17 protein-coding genes are annotated in these 14,991 nt (G+C 36.6%); 3 read left to right on the top strand and 14 right to left on the bottom strand.

Annotated elements, in window-relative coordinates; all coding sequences use genetic code 11:
* Window positions 1-465, top strand: a 465-nt coding sequence (locus DDF69_RS17065) for an IS3 family transposase (RefSeq protein ID WP_114820850.1), incomplete at its 5' end; no start/stop codon positions are given.
* Between the two features lie 146 nt (window positions 466-611).
* Here DDF69_RS17065 and DDF69_RS17060 read toward each other — a convergent pair.
* The 5 genes from DDF69_RS17060 to DDF69_RS17040 all read right to left on the bottom strand — a co-directional run bounded on the left by DDF69_RS17060 (window position 612) and on the right by DDF69_RS17040 (window position 4,289).
* Window positions 612-1,157, bottom strand: a complete 546-nt coding sequence (locus DDF69_RS17060; protein ID WP_114821833.1) for a peptidoglycan-binding protein LysM — start codon at window positions 1,155-1,157, stop codon at window positions 612-614.
* A 337-nt stretch (window positions 1,158-1,494) separates the two neighbouring features.
* A complete protein-coding gene (locus DDF69_RS17055) occupies window positions 1,495-2,040 on the bottom strand; it encodes a peptidoglycan-binding protein LysM (RefSeq protein WP_114821833.1) in 546 nt (181 codons plus the stop codon).
* A 202-nt stretch (window positions 2,041-2,242) separates the two neighbouring features.
* Entirely contained in the window at window positions 2,243-2,785 is a 543-nt protein-coding gene (locus DDF69_RS17050; RefSeq protein ID WP_114821832.1) for a peptidoglycan-binding protein LysM, read from the bottom strand.
* Between the two features lie 334 nt (window positions 2,786-3,119).
* Window positions 3,120-3,512 (bottom strand): Rid family hydrolase, encoded by a 393-nt coding sequence (locus tag DDF69_RS17045; RefSeq protein WP_114821831.1) that lies wholly within the window; start codon window positions 3,510-3,512, stop codon window positions 3,120-3,122.
* Between the two features lie 186 nt (window positions 3,513-3,698).
* Complete coding sequence (locus DDF69_RS17040) at window positions 3,699-4,289, bottom strand: Crp/Fnr family transcriptional regulator (protein ID WP_114821830.1); 591 nt, start codon at window positions 4,287-4,289, stop codon at window positions 3,699-3,701.
* Window positions 4,290-4,817: 528 nt separating this feature from the next.
* Between DDF69_RS17040 and DDF69_RS17030 the strand changes: the two genes are divergently transcribed.
* Window positions 4,818-5,639, top strand: a complete 822-nt coding sequence (locus tag DDF69_RS17030; RefSeq protein WP_114821828.1) for an alpha/beta fold hydrolase — start codon at window positions 4,818-4,820, stop codon at window positions 5,637-5,639.
* A gap of 65 nt (window positions 5,640-5,704) precedes the next feature.
* Here DDF69_RS17030 and DDF69_RS17025 read toward each other — a convergent pair whose 3' ends face one another.
* Both DDF69_RS17025 and DDF69_RS22405 read right to left on the bottom strand, forming a co-directional pair.
* The gene (locus tag DDF69_RS17025; protein WP_114821827.1) at window positions 5,705-6,382 is read right to left on the bottom strand and encodes a MarR family winged helix-turn-helix transcriptional regulator; all 678 of its coding nucleotides are present in this window, start codon (window positions 6,380-6,382) and stop codon (window positions 5,705-5,707) included.
* Between the two features lie 5 nt (window positions 6,383-6,387).
* A complete protein-coding gene (locus DDF69_RS22405; RefSeq protein WP_262510857.1) occupies window positions 6,388-6,510 on the bottom strand; it encodes a hypothetical protein in 123 nt (40 codons plus the stop codon).
* 104 nt (window positions 6,511-6,614) lie between these two features.
* Here DDF69_RS22405 and DDF69_RS17020 point away from each other — a divergent pair, with 104 nt between their 5' ends.
* Window positions 6,615-6,902 (top strand): hypothetical protein, encoded by a 288-nt coding sequence (locus DDF69_RS17020; protein WP_114821826.1) that lies wholly within the window; start codon window positions 6,615-6,617, stop codon window positions 6,900-6,902.
* A gap of 55 nt (window positions 6,903-6,957) precedes the next feature.
* Here the strand turns inward: DDF69_RS17020 and DDF69_RS17015 are convergent, their stop codons facing one another.
* The 7 genes from DDF69_RS17015 to DDF69_RS16985 all read right to left on the bottom strand — a co-directional run bounded on the left by DDF69_RS17015 (window position 6,958) and on the right by DDF69_RS16985 (window position 14,984).
* Entirely contained in the window at window positions 6,958-7,329 is a 372-nt protein-coding gene (locus tag DDF69_RS17015; protein ID WP_114821825.1) for a response regulator, read from the bottom strand.
* Between the two features lie 28 nt (window positions 7,330-7,357).
* The gene (locus DDF69_RS17010; RefSeq protein ID WP_114821824.1) at window positions 7,358-7,927 is read right to left on the bottom strand and encodes a chemotaxis protein CheB; all 570 of its coding nucleotides are present in this window, start codon (window positions 7,925-7,927) and stop codon (window positions 7,358-7,360) included.
* Window positions 7,928-7,939: 12 nt separating this feature from the next.
* On the bottom strand, window positions 7,940-8,770 hold the full coding sequence (locus tag DDF69_RS17005; RefSeq protein WP_114821823.1) for a CheR family methyltransferase: 831 nt from the start codon (window positions 8,768-8,770) through the stop codon (window positions 7,940-7,942).
* A complete protein-coding gene (locus tag DDF69_RS17000; RefSeq protein ID WP_185144364.1) occupies window positions 8,771-9,136 on the bottom strand; it encodes a response regulator in 366 nt (121 codons plus the stop codon). It lies immediately after the preceding gene.
* Between the two features lie 15 nt (window positions 9,137-9,151).
* Entirely contained in the window at window positions 9,152-12,760 is a 3,609-nt protein-coding gene (locus DDF69_RS16995; protein ID WP_114821821.1) for a response regulator, read from the bottom strand.
* A gap of 5 nt (window positions 12,761-12,765) precedes the next feature.
* Complete coding sequence (locus tag DDF69_RS16990) at window positions 12,766-14,241, bottom strand: response regulator (protein WP_114821820.1); 1,476 nt, start codon at window positions 14,239-14,241, stop codon at window positions 12,766-12,768.
* A gap of 443 nt (window positions 14,242-14,684) precedes the next feature.
* Window positions 14,685-14,984: a hypothetical protein gene (locus tag DDF69_RS16985; protein ID WP_114821819.1), complete on the bottom strand. Its 300-nt coding sequence runs from the start codon at window positions 14,982-14,984 to the stop codon at window positions 14,685-14,687.
* Window positions 14,985-14,991: the final 7 nt, after the last annotated feature.

Here is a 14,991-nt window from a genome sequence, read left to right as displayed (position 1 = left end):
ACAGAATTTAACGTTTCGGGCAGTAAATTGTATCTTTCGCCGATAATTGACCTTTACAATGGCGAGATTATCAGTTACGATCTCTCAGAAAGGCCTGCCTTTGCGCAGGTTGTGAATATGCTCAAAAAAGGATTCAGAAAAATTAAAAATACTGAAAACCTCATTATCCACTCTGATCAAGGCTGGCAATATCAGATGAAAGCCTATCAGCACCTGTTAAAAGAAAAAGGCATTATCCAAAGTATGTCCCGCAAAGGAAACTGTCTGGATAATGCAGTAATAGAAAACTTCTTTGGAACTTTAAAATCTGAAATGTTCTATACTAAGAAATTTAAAACCATTGATGAGCTCAAAAAAGAAATAAAGAAGTATATCAAGTATTACAATAACGACAGGATAAGACTTAATCTAAAAGGAAAGAGTCCGGTACAGTACCGAACTCTTTCATATAATAATATTGTTTAATTTTGTCTAAACTTTTGGGTGCAGTCTATAATATAATTCCCGGATTTTAAATTTTATCTGTATCGGGACAATACATACAAAATCAAAGGCCTCCTGAGGAAGCCTTCGAAACACCAAATCACAAAATATTAATATGAAAAATTAATTTATAAAGCAGTTGCGGTATAAGTTACTGTTTGCGTATAAGTTCCCGCTGGTTTACCTAAAATATCAGACGATGATGATTTTGCTGCTGGAATAGTATAGTCCAGATTCAATGTTAATGCACTTCCCAGCGGGGCATTGGTAACTAAATTCTGATCTGTTGCAGATAAAACTACAGTATTTTTTGTTCCACCCATTGATCCGGCAGCTGTAGCTGCTTTAATCGTCAAAACATTCACAGGGATTAAGTTCGTTCCATTCATAAAATTAGCACCTCCTGCTTTTACTTTAACATTAAAGTTCTTTGTAGAAGTAACTTTCAAAGAGTTCGCTTTGGTAATGGTCTGATCAGAGTTGTAGTCTGCTGCAGTAACATAATTGAAGTCAACCGTATTACCTATAGCAGTACTTCCTGCATCGATAGAGATTACGTCATTCAGGGTAATGTTTACGGTTGTAGTTGCGGTTGTATTTTGAGCTTGAACATTGCTAGTTCCCAATATGATGGCTCCAAAAGTTAAGGCTGTGATTACGATTTGCTTTTTCATGATGGTAATATTTTATTGTTATTTTTTACTTACTTGTTATCTTTTGTATACTGCAAATTTATAGTGGTGCTAAAAGTTTCTTTGTAGTGGAAAAAGGAAGTTCACGTAGTAAAATCACTACACGGTTTATCATTTTGACTTAAATAGTAAAACCCTCAGCACTTAGAAAATATTGAGGTCGTATATAAATTGCTGTTATTTCTATTATAAAGCTGTCGTAATATAAATTCCCGGATTTTGAATTTTATCTGTATCGGGACAATACATACAAAATCAAAGGCCTCCTGAGGAAGCCTTTGAAACACCAAATCACAAAATATTAATATGAAAAATTAATTTATAAAGCAGTCGCTGTATAAGTTACTGTTTGCGTATAAGTTCCGGCTGGCTTCCCTAAAATATCAGATGATGAAGATTTTGCAGCTGGAATAGTATAGTCCAGGTTCAGTGTTAATGCGCTTCCCAGCGGGGCATTGGTAACTAAATTCTGATCTGTTGCAGATAAAACTACAGTATTTTTTGTTCCACCCATTGATCCGGCAGCTGTAGCTGCTTTAATCGTCAAAACATTCACAGGAATTAAGTTCGTTCCATTCATAAAATTAGCACCTCCTGCTTTTACTTTAACATTAAAGTTCTTTGTAGAAGTAACTTTCAAAGAATTGGCTTTGGTAATGGTCTGATCAGAGTTGTAGTCTGCTGCAGTAACATAGTTGAAGTCAACTGTATTACCAATGGCAGTACTCCCTGCATCGATAGAGATTACGTCATTCAGGGTAATGTTTACGGTTGTAGTTGCAGTTGTATTTTGAGCTTGAACATTGCTAGTTCCCAATATAATGGCTCCAAAAGTTAAGGCTGTGATTACGATTTGCTTTTTCATGATGGTAATATTTTATTGTTATTTTTTACTTAATTGTTATCTTTTGTATACTGCAAATTTATAGTGGTGCTAAAAGTTTCTTTGTAGTGGAAAAAGGAAGTTCACGTAGTAAAATCACTACAAGGTTTATTCATATGATCAATAGAAAAGCCCTCAATACTTTGACAGTACTGAGGGCTTTCCTATTTAAAATTGTATTTACTTACAGTGCAGTGGCAGTATAAGTTATTTTTTGTGTGTAAGTTCCCTGTGGTTTTCCCAGAAGGACCTTGGATGCATTTTCCGCCGAAATGGAGTAAGCAATATTTAAAGACTGTTTGGTACCTAAACTTGCATTACTCACCAGCACCTGATCAGCAGTGGATAAAGTGACCTCATTCAGGGTTCCCACCAAGCTTCCGCCCGGTATTGCCTTGACCTGTAATATATCTACAGGAATTACATTTGCACCACTTACAAAGTGTGTGCCTTCAGATTTTACTTTTACATCGAAATTTTTAGAGGAAATAATGACTAAACTATTCGGAACGGTCACATTTTTTGATGAATTATAGTCTTTTGTGCTCCCATAATTAAAATCTACAGCACCTTCTGAAGCAACAGAGCCAATGTCCATTGCAATAACATCCGATAAAATAATATTTACTGATGTACTCACCTGCTCTGAATTTTGTGCCATAACCCGGTGGGTTCCTAAGGCGACTGCTCCCAGAGATAGCGCAACGATAAGGATTTGCTTTTTCATGATTAATAAATTTAGTGAGGTGTAATAATATTGTCATTCAGAATTCATTATAAATCTAATAACATTATCTGACATTACCAAAGTTTTTTTCATCATTAATCAGATATTTTTATGATAAAGTTCACAGATATTCAATCAGATAGAGTAATTCCTATTACTATCTCAGACTCGAAAAAATATAGATTTGTCACCAAGATCGTAGAATCAGCATCTGTACTAAGAGTAATTAATCAAGTTAACAGATCAAAAAGATTTGCTATGATTTCCCACTTTTCAGAATAAAAAAAGTCCTTTTGTCTTAGAACAAAAGGACCAAAAAATTAAGACCGGAAACTTATACCGTTGCCACTATTTTAATTTCTACAAGCTGCCCAGGCAATGCAAGTCCGCTTACTCCAACCATTGTACTGGCTACCGCTTCAGGATGATCATAAAATTCTGTTTTGAGATTTTTTCTCGCCTCAAACGCCGTCGTCATATCCATTGCATAGATAACTTCTTCCACCACATTTTCCATCGTCATATCATACCTCGACAATAATTCTTTGATATTTTCATAAGTTTGTTTCATTTGAGCTTCCATTCCTTCAGCCAATTCACCTTTCTTATTGTGACCTAACTGACCGGAAATCCAGACGGTATTTCCTTTTTTTACCGCCTGCGCGTATCCATAGATATCTTCCCAAGGCATTCCAAAGCCTTCTGCTGTTTTGTTTTCCTGTACCATTTTTTTATTGTTTAAATTAATAAAGCAAATATAGAACTGATAAAAATCTCAGAAATTGAACTGGTTTAATAAATGTCTTTTTCTTTTATTCCCAATAAAAAAAGTGGTTTACACATTTTGTATAAACCACCCTGAGAATTCTTCGGACTTTCACTTTCACTTCGAGAAAGGGAAACTTTATGCTTACTATTTTTGTTTTTCTTTAGTAGCCAGACGTTTTCTGATTGTACTTACAAACTCCTTAGAAACTCCAAGGTACGATGCAATATAATACTGTGCCACGCGCTGCGGGATAGTAGGATAAACCCTGATAAACTCCAGATAGCGTTCTGTAGCGGGTTGAGAAATTGTATTAATCAGGCGGTTTTGAAGGGTTACCACATACCGCTGCATCATCAGACGGAATGCTCTTTCAAATTTCGGAACCTTCTGCAGTAATTCCTCCTTAGTTTCCGGATTCAGTATATAAACTTCGGTATCTTCCAGGGCTTCTATAAAAATCTTCGAAGGTGTTTTATTATTAAAAGAATCAATATCCGTAATCCACCAATCTTCAACAGCAAACAGAAGGGTCACTTCAAAACCGTTTTCATCAAGATAATAAGTTCTTGTACAGCCCTGCTTTATAAAACCTTCAAACTGACAAATTTCTCCTTCGCGCAGAAGGTGTGTTTTCTTCGGGTACTTCTGAAGCGTCAGCAAACCTTCATAAATGTTTTCCTCTTCTTGTGTTAAAGTAACAAACCGTGAGATGTTTTTGATAATATTTTGAAACATAAATTTATTTTACGGCTGCAAATTAGAAAAAAGTGTGTAAATTTCAATCTTCGGGAGCCCGCTTCTACAGCCATAATGATCAATTACCTTCCAATTTTTGGTTTAGATTTTTACAAAAATCTTCAATCTCATTTTCAAATCTCTGATCCAATTCTGAACCAGGCAAAACAATATCTGCTTCATTTTCTTGGACATAATCCAGACGAGCGCTTTCTCGATGCCGGATCTCCGCTTTCCACCCTCCGTTATTTTATGGGATTCTTTACATAATTCCATGATTTTTTACAATCACAAAAAATTTAGGTTGATGTGTTAGTTTGGAAGAGAAAGTAGATACGGATTTTGAAAGCAGCATTCTGAGTGGGTCGAATGGAGGATAGAAATAGCTATCAGAACAAAAAAATTATAAAATTGTACGAAATTAAACTAGATTAATTTCTACCTGCTTTATCCATCATACATTTGCTGAAGAAATAAGAAAACAAATACTTATCAAATAAATTAACCAAACATTAAAAATTCAAAACAATGAGCACACTACAATTAAAAGACGGAACAGAGATTTTTTACAAAGACCAGGGAGAAGGACCTGTATTAATGTTTCACCACGGATGGCCGTTATCATCAGACGATTGGGATGCACAGGTAATTTTCTTCCTTCAGAGAGGTTACAGAGTGATTTCTCACGACAGAAGAGGCCATGGTCGTTCCAGCCAGAATATCTACAATCACACTATTGAGCAATATGCTTCTGACGCTGCAGAATTGGTTGAATTCCTTGACTTGAAAGATGTGGTTCACATTGGCCACTCTACAGGAGGTGGTGAAGTGATCCGTTACGTCAACAAATATTCTAAAGGAAGAGCAAAAAAAGCAGTTTTAATCAGTGCTGTTCCACCGGTAATGGTAAAGAGTGAAAACAACCCTGACGGTGTTCCGATGGAAGTCTTTGATGGGATCAGAGAGCAGACTCTGAATAACAGAAACCAGTTTTATTTTGATTTGACTTTCCCTTTCTACGGATACAACAGAGAAGGTGCCAATGTAAAAGACGGGATACAAAGAAACTGGTGGAGACAAGGAATGATGGGTGGAATCGTGGCACATTACGACGGAATCAAAGCATTTTCCGAGACTGACTTTACTGAAGATTTAAAAGCTGTAGATATTCCTGTTTTGGTTCTTCACGGAGAAGATGACCAAATTGTTCCCATCGAAAACTCTGCCATTAAATCTGCAAAACTGTTGAAAAACGGAAAACTGATTACCTATCCAGGTTTCCCTCACGGAATGCCAACTACGGAGCACGAAACCATTAATAAAGATCTTCTGGAGTTTATTGAAGCTTAATATAAGATACTATAAAAAAGGGGAATCGAAAATGATTCCCCTTTTTTGTATTGGCATGCCTGATTTTATGAATCTTTAAATGAATATTCATCATACACTGTATCAATAAGCTGATCAGAATTGATATTCCGTGAAAAAATCGGATAATGAAAACGATCCAGTTTATTAAGAATGCGTATCAGTTCCATCTTCTCGTAATAATTCAGATTTCCGGCAACGATATTGGTAGCATGACGAATTTTTTCCATTTGATTGCCCAGAATCTGCAATCCTCTTTCAGTAATACGGATCAGTTTGCTTCTTTTATCCTGGTCAGAGTCCGTCTGCTCAATAAGTCCCTGGCGCAGAAGTCTTGCAATGATCAGCATACCTACCGGCTTATCATGAATATTTTTTTTGATAAGAGCCATTTTCGTCATCTCACCGAAAGCCTTAAGATTAATCAGATAAATAAAATCTTCCTGGGTTGAAAACTCAGAATCTGAGATGGCAGACTTTGAATAGGTTTTTGCATACCGGTTAAGATGAACAAGCAAAGTACTTATCGCACTTTCCGGTGTTCTCCCATTCTCCTTACCTTCCCAATAAGGTTCCTGAGCCTGATTGGCTCCTGTATTTTCGCAATCAGAAATCCAGGCTTTAAAGCCCTGAATGTTTCCCGGATAGACACCGGGAGAAGCCTGCACTTCGTTTTCAAATTCCTGAAGCAAGTCTATAAAGTCTTTAATAAGCGTGTAATTCATTTTATCTAAAAATAGTTTACAAATATACCAAAAACAATACAATATATAACCAGGACTTTATCAACAGAACGGATTCTGTCATTCTTCATATCCGGGCTATTGGATGCCAGTCCAACGGTATTCATCATTCTGGCCAGTTATAAGGCACTTTTTTTCATTTACCTATGAAAATCAATTTTCTTTTAGTACGGTATAATAATTGTTTAAAAATAAACTGAAGTAAAATAATTGTATGGATCATATAGAAACAACACCAATAGATTTAATAAGAGATAAAACTTTTATTGATAAGTACTTCAATGTCATCATAAAAAGAGAATTGAAAGCGGATATCAATGTGGATAACGAATATATCGTTGCACAAAACATAATTTCCAGAAAATTGATTCTGGTTAAAACCTTTTCCGAGGCCGTCATGGAAAATCCAGAACTGTATCTATTACTGGTTTCTTTAATTCACGATGTTAACTCGCGTATTTTAACAAAGGAATACATTATTAAGACCCTGGAAAAAAAATAAAAGATCTCTCAGGGATTTGAGAAATCTTTTATTTATCAGTTATGTAAAGAAGGTTTTATACCTGTTCTTTTACATGTTTCGCTACCATTGCTTCAAGATCATCAAGATCAAAAGGTTTTGAAACATAATCATCAGCTCCTGCTTCGGATGCTAAAGCAACAATATCACTATTGGCTGTAACGTAAATTACAGGAATATGTTTAAATGCTTCGGTACTTTTGAGAAGTTTTGTAGCTTCCACTCCTCCTATTTTGGGAATCCAGTTATCCATAAGGATAACATCCGGCTGATAGTCTGCCACTTTCTCAAGGATGTCATGCGAAGTCTCTGAGATTTTGACATCATATCCGTTTTCTTCAAATATAATGGTGATTACTTCTAAGATCGCTGTCTCATCATCAAAAATTAAAATCTTCCTTTTACTCATATTATGTAGATTATTTTATTCTTAAATATTACAATTGCTTTATATAATTTGCCAAACCAGCTGGTCTGAAAATTAAATCATATTCAATTTCTTCTATGGCATGCTCAGGCATAAATTTTATTTCTGCCGTATCAGGATCCTGAATCCATACCTGCCCATTATTTTTTTTAATATAACCCAATCCTTCTACACCGTCAGCATTAGCTCCGGATAAAAGAATACCGATCAGGTTTTCCCCGTAGATTTCTGCCGCAGACCTGAATGTAACGTCTATGGATGGACGGGAATAATTCATTTTCTCAGAGCTGTCCAGTGACATCCACTTTTTGTTCTCAAACAATAGATGATAATCGGCAGGAACAATGTATATTGTGTTATCTTCAACCTCTGTTTTATCTTCCACTTCTATAACCTGTATTTTCGTAAACTGCTGCAGCAAAGTCCGCAAAATATCTCCGGATTGCGCTTTGCGGTGTATCACCAGTACAATGGGAACGGGGACTGCATCACCCAGGTTTTTGACCATTTCGATAATGACCTGTAAACTTCCTGCCGACCCTCCCATTACAATTAATTCAATACCTGTCTGTGATTTCATACCCGTACTTATTTAATGATGGTCAAGCTTTTTCCAGATCTTCTGGTCTTCAATCTGATGATAATTTTTTTCTATAGTAGAAAACCTGAGTGTTTCTTTTGCTCCCAGCGCAAGAAATCCTAAATTTTCCAAACTATTATCGAAAAGTCTGAATACCCTTTCCTGCAGCTCTCTATCAAAATAAATCAAAACATTTCTGCAGATAATCAGCTGAAAGCTATTGAAAGAACTGTCTGACACCAAATTATGAGTAGACAAAATAAGTTTTTCCTGTAAGCTTTCATCAAACTTTACACTGTCATAATTGGCTGTATAATAATCAGAAAAATCTTTTTTCCCACCTGAAAGCATATAATTTTCGGAGTATAATTTCATCTGTTGTAGCGGAAAAACTCCAGCTCTGGCTGTTTCGAGCACGGCAGGATTCAAGTCTGTTCCATAAATCAGAGATTTATGATAAAGACCGGCTTCTTTCAGTAAAATAGCTATGGAATAGGCTTCTTCTCCCGTAGAGCATCCCGCAATCCATATTCTGATCAGCGGATAGGTACCCAATTGCGGCAGAACCTTTTCCCTCAATGCTTTGAAAAAAGAAGGATCCCGGAACATTTCTGTGACATTTACGGTAACTTCTTCTACAAAACGTTTTAAATACTCACTATCATTCATGATGGTATACCTAAGTTCAGCAAAGCTTGTAAACCGGTCTAAAAGGCATATCCTGTTTACTCTCCTTTTAAACGAAGCCCTGCTATAACCGGAAAAGTCATAGCCATACATCTCATAAACATCGTTGATCAGATATTCTATTTCTTTATCTTTTACGATACTTGGTTCCAGCATTTATGAAAATTTTTCTATTGCCATCATAAGAAGATCCACATCAATTGGTTTTGAAACATAATCATCAGCTCCCACCTCGATACATTTCTGACGGTCCTCTGGCATTGCCTGCGCTGTAACAGCAATAACAGGGATATGTTTGATTTCCGGGGTATTTCTAATGATTCTTACTGCTTCATATCCATCTATTCCAGGCATCATCATATCCATAAGCACCACAGAAAACCCAGGATCAGCCTTTAGCATATCCAAAGCTTCCTGAGCCATGACGGAGGTTTCAACTGCATAACCACGAGCCTTAAGGGTGAGTTTCAATGCAAATATATTACGTGGATCATCATCCACAATTAAAATTTTCTTACTCATCAGAATTTTATCTGTTTAACTTTCATATAACCACACGCGAAGCAGCGACAATAGCTGATCAATATCTACAGGTTTCGAGATATAATCTGAAGCTCCTGCCGTAATGCATTTCTCGCGTTCTCCAATCATTGATTTTGCTGTTACCGCTATAATAGGCAGCTTCTTAAAGGCAGGCATTTTTCTTATCTGCTTTATTGTTTCGTAGCCATCCATTTCCGGCATCATCATATCCATTAAAATAACATCTACATCAGGATTGTGATGAATTTGCTCAAGGGCATGCTTTCCGTCCATGGCAACAATTACTTCAACTTTATATTTTTCCAGTGCTTTTGTTAAAGAAAAAATATTCCGTACATCATCATCAGTAATCAGTACTTTTTTTCCACTCAGAACTTCTGTTAAAGACCCGAGCATTCTGCCTGTAGTATGATCTGCTGAATTGTTTTTTTCTTCCACCAGATGCAGGAAGAGTCCTACTTCATCTAAAATCCTTTGGTAAGAGTGTGCTGTCTTTACCACAATAGAATCTGCATACTGTTTTATTTTAAGTTCTTCTTCTTTAGATAAGTGATGTTCGGTAAAGATGATGATAGGAAGATTCTCCAGACCTTCATGGCTTTTGATGGATTCGATTACATGATAATCACTTCCTTTTGTACTTCCAATATCCAGAATAACGCAGTCAACAAGATCAGAAGTAAGTGCTTTCACACTGTCTTCCACGGTATGTTCTACTGATAGAGAAATATTAAAGTTGCTCAGGAAATAGGATAATGCACTGGCATGTTTGGCATTTTCTTCTACAATCAGGACTTTCTGAGATCCTTTTTTTAAGGCATCCTCAATCTTTCTGAATACGTCTGTCATTTTATCCAGTGCTACCGGCTTATTGATAAAGTCTACTGCACCTTTCATAAGACTTTCCTTTTTAAGATGAAGAACAGACATCATATGAACCGGAATATGTTTGATATAAGGATCAGATTTCAGCTCATCCATTACTTCCCAGCCATCTTTTACAGGAAGCTGTACATCCAGTAAAATAGCATGCGGCTGATATTTGAGAGCTGCTGAAAGTGCATGATCTCCTCTTACCACCACCACTGCTTTATAGTTTTGCAGGTGTGCATATTTCAATAAAGCTTTTGCAAAATTGATATCATCTTCAATGATCAAAATAACTTTATCTCCTTCCCGGATATTTTCTCTGTCGTCCGGTACATCTTCAGGGATCTCAAGCATATTTAAAGTGACGGATTTTACTTCACCATCATCCAGAATATTCTGAATTTCTTCCACATCTTCCCGTATCACTTCTACAAGATCCTGATCTGTCTCGGACAGAGTAATTTCCGTTACCGCGTATACAGGAATAATAAAGCTGAATTCACTTCCTTTATCTACCTCACTTTTCAGAACCAGCTCACCTCCAAGCAGCCTGGCAATTTCACGGCTTATAGAAAGCCCAAGACCTGTTCCTCCAAATTTTCGTTTGGTAGATCCGTCAGCCTGCTGAAATGCTTCAAAGATAATTTTCTGCTTATCCTCCGGTATTCCGACACCGGTATCTTTAACTGAAAATATAACAAAATCAGGTTTTTCAGAATGTTTTTTGATATGTAAACTTATGCTTCCTTTTGTCGTAAATTTTAAAGCGTTAGATAAAAGGTTTCTTAAGACCTGATCAATTCTAAGGCGGTCACTTTCGATAACTTTCTGAACGTCTGCTTCAATCCTAATATTAAATGGAAGACCTTTCTCCTGAAAAACAGGATTGAAAAGACTCTTTAAATCTTTTACGACTTCTTCAATAATCACGTCCTGATATTCAAGAGTCATTTTACCGGATTCTATTTTGGCAAGATCCAGAATTTCATCGATAAGAGTTAATAAACTTGAACCTGAACTATGAATTACTTTTGCCGATTCCACCTGATCTTCATTAAGATTTTCCTCCGGATTTTCTGTCATTAATCTTGATAAAAGAAGAATTGAATTTAGTGGAGTCCGCAATTCATGGGACATATTGGCTAAAAACTCGGATTTGTATTTAGTGCTTAATGCCAGTTCCTCAACTTTTTTCTGAATTTCATTATTACGTTCTGCAATCAGATGATTTTTCTCTTCCAGCAATCTTGAACGCTCTTCCAGTTCCGCATTAGCCTGCAGCAATTCTTCCTGCTGTACTTTGAGTTCTTCTTCCGAAGCCTGAAGTTTCTGTGTTTGTGCTTCAAGCTCCGTATTCAGGTTTTCAAGTTCGGAATGCTGAACCTGCAATTCTTCAGACTGAGCCTGTGTTTCTTCCAGTAATTGCTGCTCTTTTTCTCTGCCTTTAGCGGCGCTCAGGGCAATTCCTATATTCACGCAGCACTCTTCAAAATAATTTATTCTGTCTTCATCAAAGTTGGAAGTGGAACCAAGTTCCAAAACTCCTATGATGTGGCCGTCTGCAAAGAGTGGCAATAATATAATACCATAAATTTTAATCGTACTGCTGGCAAAAGTAACAACAAAGTCATCCTCATGAAGATTATTGTAGACGTGTGTTTTAGTATTAACAAAAGCCTGTCCAACCATTCCTTCACCTGGCTCAAAAGCTTTTTTCATATTGGATTCCAGCCCCAATGCTTTATTAAGTTTTAAAATGCCTTCATCGTACAAATACAGAGATCCGTTAATACAATTCCCATATTCAGTCAATTGTATTAGAGCTTTATTCGAAACTTCCTGTACAGATTTATTCCCTACCAGTGATTCATTCAGCAAAGCAAGACCTTTCTGGCGCCAGTCGCTTTTGTTAATTTTCTCAAAAGAGGTTTTGAGAGACTCTGTCATGTGGTTAAGGGATTCAACAAGATCTCCAAGATCATCCTGAGCATTATCCACTACTTTTTCACTATAATCACCATTCGCTACTCTATTGGCAATCCTTTGAATGGCACTTACACGGCGGGTCATTTCTTCATCTTTCTCCTTAAGCATTTTTTCCAGTTTATCTCTTCGGATAAGATCTGCCCGCATTTTTATATAGAAAAATGTAGTTACCACTATTGCGGCAATGGCGGAAAAAATGATAAAAAGAACGGTGGTCCCGGACGAGCGGTTAAGGTCTTTATTTTTAATTTCAAGCTGGCTTTCTTCATATTGTACAAAATCACTGACAATTTTCCGGCATTGATCCATATAGATTTTTCCTTCCGTAATCTGCTGCTGAGTCATGATGATTCCTCTTCGCCTGTTCTCTACCAGGTGCTTTAAATTCTCCATCACCTGAGCTACTGAAGTTTTTAAGCCGGCAAGTCTTTGTAATTGATTCTGATCATCTATATCCAAAGCCTCTGCACGTACCAAAGCTTTAGGGTATTCTCTAAGCCCTCTCCTGTAAGGTTCAAGAAAGTCTTCTCTCCCGGTCAGCTGATACCCTCTGTTTCCGGTTTCTGCATCCAGCAGCGCAACCAGAACATCTTTCACGGCGGTCACAGAACGTCTGCTTTTAGAAAGACTTTCCCTATGATTCATCTGGTTTTGGATACTCCAGTAGGAGGCCAGTGAACTTACAATTAAAATCAACAGAGAAAATCCTACTCCAAATTGAAGATTTCGTATTATTTTTTTTGGCATTAAAATTAGTTTAGTGGTAATGTGAAATAAAAAGTAGAACCTTCATCTACGATGCTGGAAACCCCGACGCTTCCATGGTGCTGTTTGATGATTTCAGAGCAGATAAACAAGCCTATTCCCATTCCCTGAAACTGCAGTGAAGATTCTTCCACACGATAGAATTTTTTAAATACAGCATCCTGTTTAAAATCAGGGATTCCAATTCCAAAGTCGGTTACATTCACTCTTACTTCTTCGGCTTCTTTATCTACAAAAGTACTCACAATAACCTGGTTATTATTGGGTGAATATTTGATGGCATTGGTGAGAAAATTGATAAGTACCTGTTCTATCCGGATTTCGTCTAAGGGAATTAAAATATCCGGTTTTATTCCATGGCGTTCTATCTTTACCTGTTGCTCATCATGGGTCTGCAGGATGGTTTCAATAGCATTGCTGATCAAATTTTCGAGGTTAACAGGTTTTTTATTAATTTTCAGCTTTCCATTTTCTATTTTAGAAACATCCAGCAGATCTGTAATCAGTGTATTGAGTTTCTCAATCTGCCCCTGAACTTTCATTACAAATCCCGCTTCGGAACTTTCTTTATCCAGCTTCAGCTTTCTTTCCAATAGCTGCACGTACGCTTTAATGCTTGTTAAAGGCGTTTTAAGTTCGTGGCTTGCAATGCTTAAGAATTCATCTTTTTCTTTTTCAACTTTTTTCTGATCATCAATATCGGTAAAAGTCCCCACCCAGTTTTTAATACGATTTTCCTCATATACAGGAGTTACCCTAAGCAGATGATAGCGGTAATTCCCTGAAATGACATTCTTAATTCTCATTTCCAGCTCAAGAGCTTTTCCTTTTTTCCGACATCTTTCAAATTCTTCTATGATATCGGGATCATCGGGATGCACTTCAGGAAAATGCTGCCCGGAGTCTGAGTACTCATACCATTTACCGTTCACAAAATCAACGGTTCCTGATTCATTCAGTGTAAATGCAATTTGTGGGAGTGATTCAAGCATTAAATGAAAATGGTCTATCTGAGACTTCATCGTCACTTGCGATTCACGTCTTCCTTTAACCTCCAGCTCAAGATTCTGCTGGCTCTTTTTCATTGCTATATTCTGTTCCTGAAGATTGTAGAAGGTTTTCACCTTAAGTAAGAGGATCTCAGGATCCACAGGCTTGGTTACATAGTCTTTAGCACCTGAAGCGTAGCCTTGTGTTATAAATTTTTTGTCTGTATTGACAGCGGATAAAAATATAATGGGAACTTCTTTGGTTTTACTGTAATCTGCCAGTGTTTCTGCCACTTCAAAGCCATCCATATCAGGCATCTGAACGTCCAGAATAATAAGGGCGTAGTCATTTTTGAGAGCTTTTCCTAAAGCCTCTTCACCAGAATTGGCTGTTTCCACTTGGAAATCCTTGGATTCAAGTAATTTTTGCAGTGAATAAAGGTTGCTCTGATTGTCATCAACAATTAAAATCATAGAAGTAAAAATCAATAATTGGTTACGGATATTTAAACTTCAAAAATACTTACAATATTTCAAAACATAGCAATTTTTAAAGGGTTATGAATAACTATTTCATACCACATTTTACGGTTGAAATAATAAATGTGGGAGCGTTGAATGGCTGCTGCTATTTTTTAGAAAAAATTATAATTCTGTAGGAAGGACATTCTATGAAAAAAAACGGGAAGATGCATTATGATTGGTAGAAAATACTTAAGAAATATGGGCGCGTGTTGATAAAACCGAAAACTGGTAACAGAGAGAGCTGGTAAAAGACGAATAGTACACTTCGCAGGTAATTTTTATAATATCAATATCTCCACGGATTAGAAACCGTAAATATAGAATACAAATAAACCATAATAAATAACAAAAGACCAGAACTTTCAGAGTTCTGGTCTTTTATCAAACTAACTTTAATTTGTTTTCTTTCTCCATTCGGCTTTTACATCTTCAGCTGCATCCTTTGTTTTCTCCCAGGCCTCGTCTGCTTTATCTTTAATATCCTCCCATGTGTCAGAAATATTGGATTTTACTCTTTCCAGCCAATCTTCCTGAGTTGCCTCCTCATCATTATTTCTTTTTTCATTGATATAATCCTTGGCTTTATCTGCAAGATCACCAACTTTCCATTTTACATCGTTAGCCGCATTTTTTAGATTATTTTCTGTTTCGTTTACTGCTTTTTCCGCTTTGTTGTAATCTGAATTATTCATAATATAA

The sequence above is a fragment of the Chryseobacterium sp. KLBC 52 genome, from assembly GCF_003347605.1.
Classification (GTDB): Bacteria; Bacteroidota; Bacteroidia; order Flavobacteriales; family Weeksellaceae; genus Chryseobacterium.
This window is presented reverse-complemented; position numbering and strand designations above follow the sequence as displayed.